The sequence below is a fragment of the Aeromonas sp. 5HA1 genome, from assembly GCF_029237245.1.
GTDB classification, from domain to species: Bacteria; Pseudomonadota; Gammaproteobacteria; order Enterobacterales; family Aeromonadaceae; genus Aeromonas; species Aeromonas salmonicida.
On sequence record NZ_JAACFW010000008.1, the window covers coordinates 127,090 to 143,435 of the forward strand.

At 56.7% G+C, this 16,346-nt stretch carries 17 protein-coding genes; 13 read left to right on the forward strand and 4 right to left on the reverse strand.

What is annotated here, in order from left to right; all coding sequences use genetic code 11:
* Positions 1–40: 40 nt before the first annotated feature.
* Positions 41–964 (forward strand): SPFH domain-containing protein, encoded by a 924-nt coding sequence (locus GWQ27_RS09530; protein ID WP_005318765.1) that lies wholly within the window; start codon positions 41–43, stop codon positions 962–964.
* Complete coding sequence (locus GWQ27_RS09535; RefSeq protein WP_005318764.1) at positions 961–1,416, forward strand: NfeD family protein; 456 nt, start codon at positions 961–963, stop codon at positions 1,414–1,416. Before GWQ27_RS09530 ends, GWQ27_RS09535 begins: the two co-directional genes overlap by 4 nt.
* Before the next feature lie 77 nt (positions 1,417–1,493).
* Here GWQ27_RS09535 and GWQ27_RS09540 read toward each other — a convergent pair whose 3' ends face one another.
* Positions 1,494–1,904, reverse strand: coding sequence for a CBS domain-containing protein (locus GWQ27_RS09540; protein WP_021140960.1), 411 nt, complete (start codon positions 1,902–1,904; stop codon positions 1,494–1,496).
* A gap of 154 nt (positions 1,905–2,058) precedes the next feature.
* On the opposite strand from GWQ27_RS09540, the gene GWQ27_RS09545 reads away from it, so the two are divergent.
* From GWQ27_RS09545 to GWQ27_RS09565, 5 genes are all read left to right on the forward strand, one after another.
* A complete protein-coding gene (locus GWQ27_RS09545; RefSeq protein WP_275907214.1) occupies positions 2,059–3,969 on the forward strand; it encodes an ABC transporter ATP-binding protein in 1,911 nt (636 codons plus the stop codon).
* On the forward strand, positions 3,962–4,423 hold the full coding sequence (locus GWQ27_RS09550) for a DUF2390 domain-containing protein (protein WP_059168304.1): 462 nt from the start codon (positions 3,962–3,964) through the stop codon (positions 4,421–4,423). The genes GWQ27_RS09545 and GWQ27_RS09550 overlap by 8 nt, the downstream gene beginning before the upstream one ends.
* On the forward strand, positions 4,417–5,271 hold the full coding sequence (rlmJ, locus tag GWQ27_RS09555) for a 23S rRNA (adenine(2030)-N(6))-methyltransferase RlmJ (RefSeq protein WP_271786891.1): 855 nt from the start codon (positions 4,417–4,419) through the stop codon (positions 5,269–5,271). Before GWQ27_RS09550 ends, rlmJ begins: the two co-directional genes overlap by 7 nt.
* Positions 5,272–5,466: 195 nt before the next feature.
* A complete protein-coding gene (locus tag GWQ27_RS09560) occupies positions 5,467–5,829 on the forward strand; it encodes a DUF2061 domain-containing protein (RefSeq protein ID WP_005318745.1) in 363 nt (120 codons plus the stop codon).
* 118 nt (positions 5,830–5,947) lie between these two features.
* Positions 5,948–6,544 (forward strand): MliC family protein, encoded by a 597-nt coding sequence (locus GWQ27_RS09565; RefSeq protein WP_275907215.1) that lies wholly within the window; start codon positions 5,948–5,950, stop codon positions 6,542–6,544.
* Between the two features lie 41 nt (positions 6,545–6,585).
* Here GWQ27_RS09565 and GWQ27_RS09570 read toward each other — a convergent pair whose 3' ends face one another.
* Positions 6,586–7,764, reverse strand: coding sequence for an aspartyl protease family protein (locus GWQ27_RS09570; protein ID WP_275907216.1), 1,179 nt, complete (start codon positions 7,762–7,764; stop codon positions 6,586–6,588).
* A 1,123-nt stretch (positions 7,765–8,887) separates the two neighbouring features.
* Here GWQ27_RS09570 and GWQ27_RS09575 point away from each other — a divergent pair.
* From GWQ27_RS09575 to GWQ27_RS09595, 4 genes are all read left to right on the forward strand, one after another.
* Complete coding sequence (locus GWQ27_RS09575) at positions 8,888–9,322, forward strand: GNAT family N-acetyltransferase (RefSeq protein ID WP_275907217.1); 435 nt, start codon at positions 8,888–8,890, stop codon at positions 9,320–9,322.
* 442 nt (positions 9,323–9,764) lie between these two features.
* Positions 9,765–10,193, forward strand: coding sequence for a VOC family protein (locus tag GWQ27_RS09585; protein WP_275907218.1), 429 nt, complete (start codon positions 9,765–9,767; stop codon positions 10,191–10,193).
* A gap of 621 nt (positions 10,194–10,814) precedes the next feature.
* Positions 10,815–11,252 carry a hypothetical protein gene (locus GWQ27_RS09590; RefSeq protein WP_275907219.1) on the forward strand — a complete coding sequence of 146 codons (438 nt, stop codon included), beginning with the start codon at positions 10,815–10,817 and terminating at the stop codon, positions 11,250–11,252.
* Positions 11,253–11,314: 62 nt separating this feature from the next.
* Entirely contained in the window at positions 11,315–11,800 is a 486-nt protein-coding gene (locus GWQ27_RS09595) for a GNAT family N-acetyltransferase (RefSeq protein ID WP_275907220.1), read from the forward strand.
* Positions 11,801–11,894: 94 nt separating this feature from the next.
* On the opposite strand, the gene GWQ27_RS09600 is transcribed toward GWQ27_RS09595, so the two are convergent.
* Entirely contained in the window at positions 11,895–13,037 is a 1,143-nt protein-coding gene (locus tag GWQ27_RS09600; RefSeq protein WP_275907221.1) for a hypothetical protein, read from the reverse strand.
* A gap of 614 nt (positions 13,038–13,651) precedes the next feature.
* Here GWQ27_RS09600 and GWQ27_RS09605 point away from each other — a divergent pair.
* The gene (locus GWQ27_RS09605) at positions 13,652–14,029 is read left to right on the forward strand and encodes a MerR family transcriptional regulator (protein ID WP_058395257.1); all 378 of its coding nucleotides are present in this window, start codon (positions 13,652–13,654) and stop codon (positions 14,027–14,029) included.
* 136 nt (positions 14,030–14,165) lie between these two features.
* Positions 14,166–14,768 (forward strand): NAD(P)H-dependent oxidoreductase, encoded by a 603-nt coding sequence (locus tag GWQ27_RS09610; RefSeq protein ID WP_275907222.1) that lies wholly within the window; start codon positions 14,166–14,168, stop codon positions 14,766–14,768.
* A gap of 45 nt (positions 14,769–14,813) precedes the next feature.
* On the opposite strand, the gene putP is transcribed toward GWQ27_RS09610, so the two are convergent.
* Entirely contained in the window at positions 14,814–16,334 is a 1,521-nt protein-coding gene (gene putP / locus GWQ27_RS09615) for a sodium/proline symporter PutP (protein WP_275907223.1), read from the reverse strand.
* Positions 16,335–16,346: the final 12 nt, after the last annotated feature.

Below are 16,346 nucleotides of genomic sequence, written 5' to 3' on the forward strand. Positions count from 1 at the left end.
GGCCATAGGCTAGTGAATGTGTTTCATAAGGAGCTAGATAATGAATGAGTCATTGATTGTGCTAGGGATCTTCGTGTTCCTGGTGATCGTCACCCTGGGTGCCGGCATCAAGATAGTGCCGCAAGGCTACAACTGGACAGTGGAGCGCTTCGGCCGCTACACCCGCACTCTCTCCCCCGGCCTCAACCTGCTTATCCCCTATGTGGATAGAGTCGGTCACAAGATCATCATGATGGAGCAGGTGCTGGACATACCGGCGCAAGAGGTGATCTCCCGCGACAACGCCAACGTCACCATAGACGCCATCAGCTTCGTGCAGGTGGTGGATGCCCGCAAAGCCGCCTACGAGGTCAACGATCTCACCAGCGCCATTCGCAATCTCACCATGACCAATATGCGGACAGTGCTGGGCGCCATGGAGCTGGACGAGATGCTCTCCCAGCGCGACACCATCAACGAGAAGCTGCTGCGCACCATGGATGCCGCCACCGCCCCCTGGGGCATCAAGGTGACCCGGATCGAGATCAAGGATGTCCGTCCGCCGCTGGCACTGGTGGAAGCGATGAACGCCCAGATGAAGGCCGAGCGCCAGAAACGGGCCGAAGTACTGGAAGCCGAAGGGGTGCGTCAATCCAAAATCCTCAAAGCCGAGGGGGAGAAGCAGTCCCAGATCCTCAAGGCCGAGGGTGAGCGTCAGGCCGCCTTCCTCGCCGCCGAAGCGCGGGAGCGGGCTGCCGAGGCGGAAGCCAAGGCGACCCATATGGTCTCAAAAGCTATAGCGGAAGGGGATATGCAGGCCATCAACTACTTCGTGGCCCAGAAGTACACGGAAGCACTGGCCCGTATCGGCGAAGGCCCCAACAGCAAGATCATCATGATGCCGCTGGAAGCGGGCAGCCTGATCGGCTCGATAGCCGGCATGGCCGAGATGTTCAACAAAGATGGCAAGGGTAACAAGTCATGACAGCCCTGCTCGAGGGGCTGACCCACTGGCACTGGCTGGGGCTGGGTTTCATCCTCTTGGCCATAGAAGTGCTGGGGTCGGTGGGCTTTCTGCTCTGGACCGGCATAGCCGCGCTGGAAGTGGGGCTGCTGCTGTTGCTATGGCCCTTCGGCTGGCAGGCGCAGCTGCTGTTGTTTGCGGTGCAATCCCTGCTCACTACCTGGGCCTGGTGGCGCTGGCAGCACAAGCGCGACCGCTCGGGCCGTGATGCGGCCGCCCCCATCAATGAACGGATGCAGGGTTATGTGGGCCGGGAGCTGGTGTTGCTGGATGACGTGGTGCAGGGGCTGAGCCGGGTCCATCTGGATGACACCGTCTGGACGGTGCGCAGCCAGATGCCGCTCACCGCCGGCAGCCGGGTCAAGGTGGTCGGGACGGATTCCCATATCCTGCTGGTGGAACCCTTGCCCTGACCCGGGCGAGCGAACACCGGCTTCATCACACCAAAAAGGGCTCCACAGAGCCCTTTTTCATGAAGTGACACAGCGGGTTAGAAGCCATCATCCTCGAGGGCAGCGCGCAGCAGATCCTTCCAGCTGATGATGCCGACCAAGGCGCCATTTTCCAGCACCGGCAGGCAGGAGACCCCCTTCTTCAGCATCAGCTTGACGCCGTCACGAACCGGCAGGTGGGAAGCAATGGTGACGGGCTGGCGACTCATGATCTGGTGAGCCCGCCGGTTGAGGGTCTCGGTGTCGCGGCTCATCTCGGCCTCGGAGTCGAGGTAGGGGCTAATGGCGCGGAACAGATCCCTGTCCGAGATGACTCCCACCAGTTGATCCTCTTCCAGCACCAGCAGGTGGCGAAAGCGGGCCTGCTCGAAGATATCCTTGATGACACTGAGCCGATCGTCCATGGAAACAGTGGCGACCCGGGTCGTCATGATGTCCTTGATAAGCATGCTAACCTCCCGTAACCCGACTGGTTTCTCTGTTATGGCATCTTTTTACCACGCCAGCCAGTCGCCCGTCCTTAGCCCAAGTGCAAATCTGCGCCATTTCACGTAAGATCCGCGCCAGATTTTCTCCTCCATTTTGAGCAAGCAGACCCCACCCATGATAGTTGCCAGTCAAATCGAACTGATCCGCGGCGGCCGCAAGCTGCTGGACAACGCTTCCGCCACCATTCACCCGGGCCACAAGGTGGGCCTGGTGGGTAAAAATGGCAGTGGCAAGTCCACCTTTTTTGCACTGGTACGGGGCGAGCTGGCCATCGACAGCGGCAGCTTCAGCCTGCCCGCCGGCTGGCAGATTGCCGGTGTGGCCCAGGAGACACCGGCGCTGGACTGCTCTGCGCTGGACTACGTGATCGACGGTGACAAGGAGTTCCGCTCACTGGAAGCCCAGCTGGCCCAGGCCGAGCTGGATGACAACGGCATTCTGGTGGCCGAGCTGCACGGCAAGCTCGATACCATAGGCGCCTACAGCATTCGGGCCCGCGCCGCCGAGCTGCTGCACGGTCTGGGTTTTGGCGACGAGCAACTCGGCTCGCCGGTACGCAGCTTCTCCGGTGGCTGGCGCATGCGCCTGAACCTGGCCCAGGCCCTGCTCTGCCGCTCCGACCTGTTGCTGCTCGATGAACCGACCAACCACCTGGATCTCGATGCCGTCATCTGGCTGGAGAAGTGGCTCAAGGGCTATCAGGGCACACTCGTGTTGATTTCGCACGACCGCGACTTCCTCGATTCTGTCATCAGCCGCATCATCCATATCGAGAACGGCAAGCTCAACGAATACACCGGCGGCTACTCCGACTTCGAACTGCAGCGTGCCGAGCAGCTGGCCCAGCAGCAGTCCATGTACGAGAAGCAGCAGCGGGAGGTGTCTCACATGCAGGCCTATGTGGACCGCTTCCGCTACAAGGCCTCCAAGGCCCGTCAGGCCCAGAGTCGCCTCAAAGCCATGGAGCGGATGGAGAAACTTCTTCCCGCCCACGCCGATTCCGAGTTCAGCTTCGAGTTTCGCGAGCCATCGGCTCTGCCGACCCCGCTCATCGCCATGGAGAACCTCAGCGCCGGTTACGGCGACAAGGTGATCCTGGAGAAGATAAAGATGAACCTGGTGCCGGGTTCACGCATCGGCCTGCTCGGTCGCAACGGCGCCGGCAAGTCCACCTTCATCAAGATGCTGTCGGGCACCAATCCGCACCTGTCGGGCAAGCTGGAAGTTAGCGCCGGCGTCAGCATCGGCTACTTCGCCCAGCATCAGCTGGAGACACTGCGGCTCGACGATACCCCCCTCGATCACCTGGCCCGCCTCGCGCCGGACAAGTCCGAGCAGGAGCTGCGCAACTATCTGGGCAGTTTTGGTTTTCACGGTGACAAGGCGCTCGACAAGGTGGCTCCCTTCTCCGGCGGCGAAAAGGCACGGCTGGTACTGGCACTCGTCACCTGGCAAAAACCGAACCTCTTGCTGCTGGATGAACCGACCAACCACCTGGATCTGGAGATGCGCCACGCCCTGACCATGGCGCTGCAAGGCTTCGAGGGCGCCATGGTGGTGGTCTCGCACGACCGGCACCTGCTGCGCACCACCACGGATGACTTCTATCTGGTCCACGGTGGCCGGGTCGAAGCCTTCGACGGCGATCTGGACGACTACCACAAGTGGCTCGGCGAGCAGGAGAAAGAGGCCAACGCCAAGCCCAGCGACGGCATCATCTCCGCCAACTCGGCGTTGGCGCGCAAAGATCAGAAGCGGCGCGAGGCGGAATTCCGTCAGCAGACACGCCCCCTGCGCCAGAAGCTGGAGAAGCTGGAAGCCAGCATGGCGAAATTGCAGACCCGGTTGGCGGCAGTGGAAGAGCAACTGGCCGACCCCGCCATCTATGAAGAGGCGGCCAAGAACAAGCTCTCTGAGCTGCTCAAATCCCAGGGGCCCATCAAGGAAGAGCTGCATGGTGTCGAGCTGGAGTGGATGAGCCTCTCTGAAGAGCTGGAAACCATGGAGCAGACCTTCCTTGCATGATGACCCGCTGATAGCGACCGAGCGTGTCGCCGTACACGAATTGCCGACGCCCATCGGCTTCTGGCACTGGAGCGGCAAGGTCTATGGCGAGCGCAGCCAGGACTGGCTCACGGTGCAGGCACAAGGGGGCAACGTCAACCTGGCCCTGCTGCTGCATCGACTGGATCAGACAGGCATAGCCGTCGACTTGACCGATCTGCAGCCGGCACTGGTACAGACAGAAGCGGTACTGGCCCCCTGGCGCGCCCTGCGCCAGAACGCCAAATCGCGACTCGATGAGCAGGAGTACCAGGCCATGCTGGCCCATGAGCTGGAGCTGGAACGCTTGCAACAAGGGGTCCTGCTGCAGACACTGCGCGGCCTCACCCTGTTTCGCGGCAAGGGCCGCAATCTGTTGAACTATTTATCGTTACTGGGTGCCCAGCAGGGCCCCCTCAGAGATCTGACATGCTGAGTTATCGCCACGCCTTTCACGCCGGCAACCATGCCGACGTCCTGAAACATGCCGTTCAGGCCCTGATCATCGAGTCCCTCAAGAAGAAGGATAAGCCCTTCATTGTGCTGGACACCCATGCCGGCGGCGGTCTCTATGACCTGCGCGGCGACTGGTCCCAGAAGAAGGCCGAGTATGCCGATGGCATAGGCCGGTTGTGGGATGAGCGGGCCCAATGGCCCGCCATGGCACCCTATCTTGGCGTCATCGACGAGATGAATCAGGGCGGGGAACTGCACTACTACCCGGGCTCCCCCGAACTGTCACGCCGTCTTGCCCGAGAGCAGGACAAGCTGGCCCTGATGGAGCTGCACAACAACGAGGTGGAAGACCTGCGCGCCAATATGGGCTATGACCCCAGAGTCGTCGTGCACCACCGTGACGGCTTCGAAGGGCTGGTAGCCCTGCTGCCGCCGACCCCGCGCCGCGGGCTTGTGCTGATCGACCCACCCTATGAGCTCAAAGAAGATTACTTCGCCGTGGTCGATACCCTGAAAAAGGCACAGAAGCGCTGGGCGACCGGCATCTACGCCCTCTGGTATCCGATCCTGGGGCAGGAAGCGGACAAATCCCGCGACATGCTGCGCGCCATCAAGCGGGAAAACTTCGGTAACGTCTTGGTGGCCGAGCTGGAAGTGGCCGAACAGACCGCAGACTGGGGCATGAATGGCTCCGGCATGCTCATTATCAGCCCCCCCTGGATGCTGGACGAGCAGATAGAAGCCTTTCTCAACCCCCTGTGCGCCAAGCTGGCCCAAGGGGCTGGCGCCAAGTACAAGGTAGAATGGTTAAGCAAAACGGAAGCATGAGGCCAGCCCTGAGATTTGAAACAAAAAGCCCCTTTTGGGGCTTTTTGTCATTCCGGGCCGGGATATTCATGACTGGGCGACTGGCAGAGCCATCACCCTTGATAGGTTCTCCCTATCCAACCATTAGATGAGAATAGTTTTCATTTAATGTGATTCTGGCGGATACTGCTGTCATCACCAGAGGGAGTCACCATCATGAAAAAGACCATCAGCTTTGCCATCTTGCACTTCGGTGTCGCTTTTACCGTGGCTTACCTGCTGACCGGTGAGCTGCTGACCGCCAGCCTGATCGCCCTGATAGAGCCAGCAGTCAACACGGTCGCCTTCTACTTTCATGATCTGGGCTGGCACAAGTTCAAGCCCAGTCACAGCCTGCAGGCCAAGACCAGCAGCTTCGCACTGGTACACTTCAGCGTGGCGTTTACCGTCGCCTTCCTGCTGAGCGGCGAACTGCTCACCGGCGGTGTGATGGCCATCATAGAGCCCGCCATCAACACAGTTGTCTTCTTCTTCCACGAGCGGCTGTGGCGCGCCCGCCAGCAACTGGCGCTGGCCTGAAGCCCTTGCCTCGTTCGGGGCCGCCCGGCGCAAAAAGCGCTCGGCGGCCCTGCTGCATTGTGCTGTAGAGTGTGCTGTAGTAGCCGGGTATCCCACTCTTTTTGCTGGAGTCTTCCCGATGAACAAGCTGCTGCTTGGCCCTCTTCTCTTTGCCCCTCTGCTGGCCTGTGCCGCTACCCCTTCCTTTGATTGTGCCAAGGCAGCCGGCGCGGCCGAAACCCTGATCTGCAAGGATGCCGCGCTGGCGGCGCTGGATAACGAGCTGGCCGCCCTCTATCCCAAAGCGCTCGCAAACCTCTCCCCCGAACAGCTCAAAACGGAGAAAGCCATGCAGCGCGGCTGGATCAAAGGTCGCAACGACTGCTGGAAGGCCAAGGATCTGCGCCAATGCGTGGAAGATAACTACCAGCAGCGGATCACTGAGTTGCAGATAAAAGGCGGCCAGCTGATGGTCACGACACCGGTCGACTACCAGTGCGGCAACAAGGTCACCCTCTCCACCTACTTCTATAACGATGCCAAGCTGCCCGCCGCCGTGATCAACCTGAGCGAAGGGGATAGCCAGCAACAAGTGCTCGCCTATGAAGTGCCCAGCGCCAGTGGCGCCCGTTATGAAGGCCAGAACCTCAGCCTCTTCACCAAAGGGAACGAGGCCAGCCTGAAGCGTTACGGCCAGCCGGCGCTCAACTGCACAGTGATCCCAGCCAAGGGCTAATCCCGTCCCGGGGCCCGTCAGATTGCCGGCCCCGTTATTGATTAGATGGCGATATCCAGTGCCTTGCCTTCCCTGATAACCCGCATCTTGAGCGATCCCGGCTTGCTGATATTGAGCAGTTCGCGCACCTTGTCGATCTCGAGGGGGCGATACGCCACCCCGTTGACCCGCTCTATGAGATCACCGTTCTTCAGGCCGTAGGGGGTCAGCGCCTGCTCATCGTTGTAATAGATCTGCAGATGCTGGCCATCGAAGCGCACCGCTATATTGCGCAGGAAGGGGGGTAATTGCCGCGCCAGGCTGCCTGCGTCGTAGCAGATCATCATGCGCCCCGGAATGATCGCAAAACGCTTGAAGCGGTTCACAAAGTCCAGGCCAAGGGCATACTTGTCGTTGCCATTTTCCGACACCCGCAACTGGCCGAGCGGGCGTTCGTCAAAGTGAAGATCCGTGAGGATATGTTCACTTGCCGCCTGCATACCGCTCGCATCAGCCCCTTTTCGCGGGCTCGCACCTGCACCAAGCAGCGCCTGCTTGTCGGCCATAAAGTCGATAAAAGCCCGATCGACATAGCTCTGATCGGCCCCGGTATCGAGGTACATTCGCACGCTGCTCTCGCCGTGAGTCAGGTAGATAGCCGGTGAGCGGTTGTAGCTGTCTTCATATCCGATACAACGCTCGAACCCGGCTGCCGACGGCGCCCTCAGTGAGGCGCTGATCTGATGCTGCTCGTTATCAAACACCCAGTTGAAGCGCCGTATGGTATCAATCCCGAGTACACCATCGATGCGGGTACCGATGGACTGGGAGAAGAGCTCAAAATCCATGGTTCCCCACAGATCGCTGTCATCTATGGTGACCGACCCCACCGAGAAGGGTACAGGCTGCACGAATCCAAGCTGATCACTGCTCACTTGACCCGATACGCTGGCCACATTGGCAAAGTCGGCCTGATAGGCCCGGGGCAGTTCGCTTAAGCTGAGCGCCTTGAATCGACTGGCAAGGCGACGATCAATCACAGTGATGCTGGCGCCGGTATCGAGCAGAAACTGGTACTGCTCACCGGCTATGGTGACGGGTATCAGGGGAGCACTTTCGTAATGCACCGCCAATACGGGCGCGGATGGGGTTGCCGTGGCGGACGAATCAGGGACGCTGCAGCCCTGGACGGCGGAGAGGATCAATATGGCCAGTGCCATTGCGTTGAACTGCAATGTCATAACACTCCTTTACGATAGCGAATGCGCTGCCCCCACCACGGCATCACAGAACACTATCTTGTTGATTTATAGATAAATAAACTACCTTTACCGGTGATGGTGACAATAACAAAGAGTTTTATGCTGACTCAAGCTTATTATGACCACGAATCCTCTACGGCTATCCGTCAGGAGAGGTCATCCGCCGCCTCCCGGCTAGCCACAATTCACCTTGGCCTATCGATTAATTTATTGATCTTGCACAGAAATCCGACATCTTGCCCTTCCCCTCTGCACTACCGCCGCTAATATATTCGATTGGCAACATTCGCCTCGTCGGAGTCTCCCCCATGAGCCCTTCCAGCCAGGTCCCTTTGGTCAATCGCAGCAAGCTGGAAGCTGAAATCCAGTGCGGTAGCCATGCCGGCGTTTGCCATGACCAAGGTCACACTGATTTTCTATACAGTCGTAATGGTTGTGCAAAAAGAAGAGGTCAAGCGAATACACTCAGCTTCAGAAGTAGGCAGGTAAACCATTGATTTAAAATGTTATTTATAAAACCCTGAATCAAGGTGAAGTGGAGTTAGATAGATAGAAGGCGGTATTAATGTGTTAGTACCGCCCTCCATCTAATCACGGTTATGCATCATGGAGAGACTGTTGAGATATACCCGCCCTTACTGTGGCTATAAGACTTTGGATGAACCTGCTATAGGTACGTTCGATATTTGTGAGCTTTGTGACTGGGAAGATGACTTGGTGCAAAACTCAGACCCTGATTATGAAGGCGGGCTAATGGTATCTGCTTACGTGAAGCACAACATTATTTTATAAATAAAGCTATAGATCCCCAAGGATTTATTAAAGATTCTGCTTGGCAGATATTAGAACCACTATCAAAAGAATCACACTCAAAAATCTGCAAAACAAATCTTACCGTTAATAGTAACGGCGAAGTAAAAAATGCATAAACAGAAACTAACGATTCATCTGTTCATAAAGACTGGTTTTATGCGTTTTTTATACGGCTAAATATTACATTGACCCAGAGCGCAAGAGGCATAACAAATGGTTAAAATCGCTCGCTGGGACGGGATAAAGCCCACGCCTTAACCAAACGTTATTTGCAACCAGAGGAAAAGGCATGGATGTACAGCTTAAAGTATGTCGCGACCCCTTATTTGCAGAGTCTTTAACCAAGACAAATATGGAAAGTTATTACCAAACTCGTGGGATTATCTGGGATCACAATCAGTTTCTAAACAGTTGGGAAGAACTAGATAACTACGAAGTTTACCTAGATAAAACCCGTGTTGGCGTGCTGCGTTTTAGCTATAGTGGTGGTACTACTTTCCTTAGAGACTTGCAAATTTCGCCTGAGTTTCAAGGCCGAGGAATTGGATCTAAGAGTCTTGATTTAGTTGTTGAGCATGCTCTCAACTGCCAATCCCATAAGCTAGTTCTGCGTGTGTTTAGTGAAAATCCAGCGATCAATCTGTATGAGTTCAAAGGATTCGTGAGAACATCTGAAGTAAAAGGGTTGGTTGAAATGGAGATCCCTTTAAATTTAAGCACATAACAAAGCGTTCAAGAGGGATTCGTGCCGCGTGGCATTTTTGGTATGCGGCGAGTTTTGTGGTGAAAGTGGTCTGCGGAAAGTAGGTTTGTGCTGCACTCACCCCTTAAAGCGGCGTTATACGATTAGGAGTAAAAGTTGAACCAAATACCCGCTTCAACTAAGTGGACGTTAGATGCCAAAAATTGGGACACCCACCATCTCGATAGCAGACTTACCTGACAAGGTGGGTGTCCTCTGTCAGTCACCGCTAATATATTCGATTGGCAACACTCGCCTCGTCGGAGTCTCCCCCATGAGCCCTGCCAGCGATCATCCCTTGGTTAAAAGCAGCAATCTGGAAGCTGTCATTCAGGGGCGGTAGCCATGCCAAACGGGAGTAACCGGCAAATAGACCGGTTACTAATCCAACGTCTTATCCAACTATGTCGAGTAGAGTTGGTGTATGGAAACACAAACACTGCATCGGGGTCGTCTTATCGACCATATCCAGCTGGTGGTGCAGGATCTTGCCGCCAGCCAGCGCTTTTACACGGCCACTCTGGCCTCTCTTGATATTCCGCTGGGTGGCACGGGTGAGGGTTACTTCTGGGCTGACGAACTGTTTGTCACTTCAGTCGACAGCCCCGCAGCACTCGGCGTACTAACCGGCCGCCATCACCTCGCCTTTCAGGCACAGGACAGGGCTATGGTGGATCGTTTCTATCAGGCCGCGCTGGCCCACGGCGGCCAGGACAATGGCGCCCCCGGCGAGCGGGTCTATCACCCCGGCTACTACGCCGCCTTTGTGCTCGATCCGGACGGCAATAATATCGAAGCGGTATATCACGGCGAGGCAAAGCGCAGTGCGAGTTCGGTGGTGATCCGGTTTTAGATAAAGAACGGAACGCCAGTGATATGGGCCTCGCCATGGCGCAACGAGGTGGCTACGCCTTGCTCAATATAGGGATATCCTGATTTTCTTATTACTGTGTTTCTGCAGTGATAAGGTAAAACCAAAAGAGGAAATCAGGCGAGTGTATTCCTCTGTTTGTAAGCGAGGGGGTTTCTAGTCAGAAAGTTCGCTCAATCCAAAACAGTCATTACCTCAACACTGTATATAGAGAAGTGATTCCAGATACAGGGCGCAGTTGGGTTATATATGGGTGGGGGCTTGGAGAGCATGATGCTCATATTATCGAGCGCATAAGAGCATCGAATGTTAGGCGAATAGCTGTGTCGAAATTTGGAGACAATCAAACATACTGCCGTAGAGTAGCCGAAATTATTTACGATAGTTTTGGCCGTGATTTTATAGTCGATTTCTTTGACAGTCAAAGTCCAGGGTGCTGGAACAATGATGCTTAACAAGCGTTTTAAGACGGATTCGCAACGCTTGGCATTTGTAGTTTGCGGTAAATTTATTGATTTAGGTGGTGTGTGGAAACATCGTATTTCCTTGCTCACCGCTTAAGCGGGCGTTATGTGCTAATACTTAAGGAATAAGGATCTTTACTTGTCTCTATATAATAATGCAAATTTGGTTTATGACTTTTTACGTAATCAAAGTTCAATTGGGCGAGTCGTTACGTACGGTACTGTAAGCAAAAATACGAATGTGCCTTTGGGAGAAGGAGGTGGAGCGGTAAGAGATGCCTTAGCCGAGATTTTCAAAAAGTGTGATGCGGCAAACTTACCGCCGATTACTTCTATTGTTGTACAAGAAGCTAATTTGCATGATCGAAATATGAGGTATGGAATGCCAGGTGGTGGGTATTTATCAGCCGAAGCTCAAAGTGCTAATTTAGCAAATCGCCCTCGTCAATCTGGAATTGAAAGATGGGCTGAAAAGCCTAGGCCGAAAGATACTGAAGTATGGCTTTTTAAAGCCATGATAGAGCAGCATCAAGATCTTGTATGGAATTACCAAGGTTCTTGGCCTTTATCTTTATAGAGAAGAAATTAGGACACCCATCATTCATGAGTCTTGGCTCGCGCCCCCTTCCAAGGAGATTTATGAAGTCTGACTTAACCGGCACACAGGTTGTGTTGCGCACCATTGGCCCGCAGGATGCTGCCGATCTGTTCGAGATTTATGGCAATCCACTAACCATGGTGTTTGCCTCTGATCCCTGCTTTACCTCTCCCGCCATGGTGGCGCAGATGATAGCGAGCGTGGTGCGGCTGGAGCAAACGGGTGAGTCGCTTGAGTGGGCGATTGTCGAGCGGGAGAGCGACAAGGTGATCGGCACCTGCAGCCTGCACAGTTTCAGTGAGGCGGGCCACTGCTGCGAAGTGGGTTGCCTGCTCAATGCGGCTTATTGGCGCAAGGGGTTTATGTCGGAGGCGCTGCGATTGCTGTTCGCCCACGCCAGCACGCTGGGAGTCACCTGTCTCACCGCAGATATCGATGCAGATAACGTCCGCTCTATCGCCCTGTTTGGAAAGCTGGGCTTCAAGGCGTATGCGGGTCGCTATCAGCGCATGCTCCCCTTTATCTGACCTGAGACAAGAGGCACAACGCCCTCGCCTCTCATGCCGCAGTGGCAAGGATCAGCCATAAAAAACCGGACCCCAAGGGTTCCGGTTTTTTTCATCAAGGCATCAGCCGCGGTAATCGCCCCGGGTGCTGCTTGATAACCGACCAGGGCAGTATGCTCCACTCGGTCAGCTCGCAGTTACGCTCGACACGGGGAAAAGAAGGATCCAGCACTATCCCCTTCTCTGTCATATACCAAGAGGCATACTCCCAGACTGACGGATCCGCGTAATTGCACTCTTCCGGATCGGGAACCATCTCATTGGGATAGAGCCGCTGAAACTCGTTTACGATCCAGGGAACCAGATACTTCTCCCTGTACTCAGATGCTGCAGGGTCATATGACTGATTGTCGAACTTTACTGGCGCTCCGCTACCAACCCAGAGCAGATCTTCGAGTGTCAGCATCTCTCCGGTGGCAAGATCAATGTTCAATGGCAAATCACTAAAATCAGGGTGTGCACCACCGCAGAAATAACCGGTAAAGATACTGACGCTGAGCAGGTGAGGACTGATGAAACGGGGCGTAACCGTCTGGTCGAACTCCCCGCCCATCGGGGTACTCATACACTGAAAATAACCTTCGACCTCGCTCCACTGACGCTCTGCCAGCACATGATTGAGCCTACCAAGCTGCTCGGTAGGTAGACCTGACGTAATGCGAAAATGCGTAATATTGCTTTGCGGCTCTTGTAGCCATTGCAAGCCATAACCTTGGAATGACTCGCGCTTGCCCGGTTTTAGTGAGAGTCCTTCAAGCCGCATGAGTTCATAAAGATCACGCTGACGCCAGCTGACAAGAACCGGATCCTGTATATCAATGGCGCTGCTATCGACCACCTTGAATACCACAGAAATAGGCTTTTTCCCGACCCATGTTCCCTGAAGACCATTACCGGAGCGCTCGAGGAGCATGGCGATCTTTTCGGGTTCGCTGTTATCCCACAATTCTGAGAGCTGCAGGGTCTTACCCTCCCACTTGCCCGACAGGGGAATATCCTTTCGGTACTTGCGGTAGAAATAACGCCCGCTGACCGTACCATCTGATGACGTATCAAGGGTCATCACTACCGGCATACGTCCTACCTTGCCCTGATACACCTCACCGGCCTGCGTAACCATAGCTAGCAACAAACAACCCAACCCCAGCCAAAACCTTGCTATCACCCTTCTCTCCTGTGTTGTGGCGATGACGTCCATCCTCACGCTGCCCACTCATCAGAGTGGGTATATTTAATTTTCTCTCGCAGAAATGGGCAATCAACAGATGAAAAAGGAACCATACGGTTCCGGCTTTCATCATGCCAACCCAGACACTAGCAAGACAAGCAGTTAAGCCCGGTTTTTAACTTCTTTCAGACCGCGGAAAGGAGCTTTGGCACCCAGCGCTTCTTCGATACGGATCTGCTGGTTGTACTTGGCAACACGGTCAGCCCGTAGGTTCGAATAGCGAAGCGTATTCCGACTATCGCGTATAACCCAGCCAAGATATAAGCAAGGATCGGAAGATCGCCTTGCGAGCCGCTGCAGCTGATCCATTGCGCGCTGGCCAATCATACCTCTGGCTCGAATATATCGAGCAACTCTCACCCGACTACGCCATCTATGCCCCCACCCTGCGCCACTTTGGCGAGGCGGGCACAAAAAAATCTGGGACACCCTCTCACATCCTATGGGGGCAAAGCCGCATCCAGACACTTGCCGCCACAGTGCAATGCGCTGATTCCACAGCCCTATCCCCCATGGGGATTCATTTCCCCCCTACCACTGGCCTATAGTAAGCCCCAACTCGAACAACCTTTGCGAGCAGTAAGATGTATATCGGCGAATTTGCCCGGCTGGCGGGCACCACACCCAAGGCGATCCGCCTCTACGAACAGATGGGGCTGCTGCCCGAACCCAGGCGGCGCGGCAAGTATCGCGTCTACCGGGCGGAAGACTTGGAGTGGGTCGGGTTTATTCGCCAGGCCCAGCAGCTGGGTTGCAAACTGAGTGAGCTCACCCCTCTGCTGGCCGGCATGACCGACATGGCGCAGTTTCCCTGGCAGAAGGTGGAACGCCTTATCGCCGACAAGCTGGCGCAGATCGGCGCGGAGCAGGCCCGTTTACAGCGCCAGTATCAAGCCCTGACCCAGTGCGCTGCGCTACTGCAACAGCATCCCTGCCGCACGCCACTCCTCCAGCCAGACTAAGCCCGGGCAAGCGCCCTTCGATGGCAAGCCAGTCGCCCTGACCATCGACCTCATCAAAGAGGGCCGCTGCGCCCCTTGACTCTGTCCCATGGGACAGAGGGTCTAATACGGGCTCACCCCATTAGGAGCCCTGACCATGCCACCCCGTCTGCTTGTCATCAACGGCAATCCCAAACCCGACAGCTTTTGCCATGCCCTGGCCAGCGAGTATGCTCGCAGCGCCGAGGAGGCTGGCGCAGAGGTCACACTGCTGCACGTGGGGGAGCTCGCCTTCGAGCCGGACTTGCGCCATGGCTATGACCTTATGCCGCCGCTGGAGCCGGATCTGCTGACGTTGCAGCAGAGCCTGAGTGCCGCCCATCATCTGGTGATCGTCTCCCCCCTCTGGTGGGGTGGCATGCCGGCCCGTCTCAAGGGCCTGCTGGATCGCACCCTGCTCTCCGGCTTCGCCTTTCAATATGTCAAGGGCCAGGCCCAGCCCCTGCGCCTGCTCGCGGGCAAGACGGCGCGCCTGCTGCTCACCATGGACAGCCCTGTCTGGTACTACCGCTGGTGGCTGGGGGATCCCACCTCGCGCATCCTCGACAAGCAGGTACTGGGGCTGTGCGGTATCCGGCTCACCCACCGCCAGCACCTGGGGCCCATGCACACAGCCCGCGATCAGGACAGGGCCCGCTGGCTGACAGAGACCGGCGCAGCGGCCCGCGCCGATGTGCGCCGGCTAAGTCGCCGCACATGAAAAAGCCCCGCATCGCGGGGCTTTTTGTTATTGGCGGTGGCCGACTCAGTTGACGGCGACCGGCTCGCTCATGCTGGCGGGCGGCGGGGTTTGAAACTCGCGCTCGGCCTCGTTGAAGCGATCCACCATGGCCTTGGAGGGCGCCTTGTCCAGCAGGCTGAACACCACAATCGCCAGGGCGGAGAAGAGGAAGCCCGGGATGATTTCATACAGCCCCAGCCAGCCGAACTGCTTCCAGACGATGACGGTGATGGCACCCACCAGCATGCCCGCGAGGGCGCCGTTGCGGGTCATGCGCGACCAGAGCACGGAGAGCAGCACAACGGGACCAAAGGCGGCACCAAAACCGGCCCAGGCGTAGCTCACCAGCCCCAGTACCCGATTCTCCGGATTCATGGCAACACCGATGGCAACCACGGCGATCAACAGCACCATCATGCGACCCACCCACACCAGCTCCTGCTGGGAGGCGTTCTTGCGCAGGAAGGGCTTGTAGAGATCTTCGGTAATGGCGCTGGAACAGACCAGCAGCTGACAGCTTAGCGTGCTCATCACGGCCGCCAGAATGGCGGAGAGCAGCACGCCGGCAATCCAGGGGTTAAAGAGCAGCTTGGAGAGCTCGATAAAGACCCGCTCCGGGTTGCCGGTGACACCGGCGGCCTGCTCGGTGAAGGTGGAGAAGTAGGAGAGGCCGAAGAAGCCGATGGCCACGGCGCCGCCGAGGCAGAACACCATCCAGGTCATGCTGATGCGGCGGGCATTGACCATGGAGTGGTGAGAATCCGCCGCCATGAAGCGCGCCAGTATGTGGGGCTGGCCGAAGTAGCCCAGGCCCCAGGCCATCAGCGAGACGATGGCGATGAAGTTCAGGTTCTTGAACATGTCGAGGTTGCTGCCGTTCTGCGCCGCCACCTGCACCATGGCGGTGTCGATGCCGCCAACGGCGATGATGACGAATACCGGCGTCAGGATCAGGGCGAAGATCATCAGGGTCGCCTGCACCGTATCGGTCCAGCTCACCGCGAGGAAGCCGCCGAAGAAGGTGTAGGTGATGGTGGCCGCGGCACCGACCCAGAGGGCGGTGTCATAGCTCATGCCGAAGGTGCTCTCGAACAGGCGGGCACCGGCCACCACGCCGGAGGCGCAGTAGATGGTGAAGAACAGCAGTATCACCAGGGCGGAGAGGATGCGCAGCACCCGGCTCTTGTCCTCGAAGCGGTAGGTAAAGTAGTCCGGCAGGGTCAGGGCGTTGCGGTTCTTCTCGGTGTGAACCCGCAAGCGACCGGCGACCCAGCGCCAGTTGAGATAGGCCCCTATGGTGAGGCCTATGGCGATCCAGCTCTCTGAAATACCGCCGATGAAAACGGCGCCCGGCAAGCCCATCAGGAGCCAGCCGCTCATGTCGGAGGCCCCGGCGGAGAGGGCGGTGACCCAGCTCCCCATACGGCGGCCGCCGAGAATGTAGTCGTCAAAGTTGCGGGTGGCGCGATAGGCTATAAAACCGATCAAGACCATCCCGAGGATATACACCAGAAAGGTGATAAGCATGGGGGTGCTGGCTGTCATTCAAAACTCCAT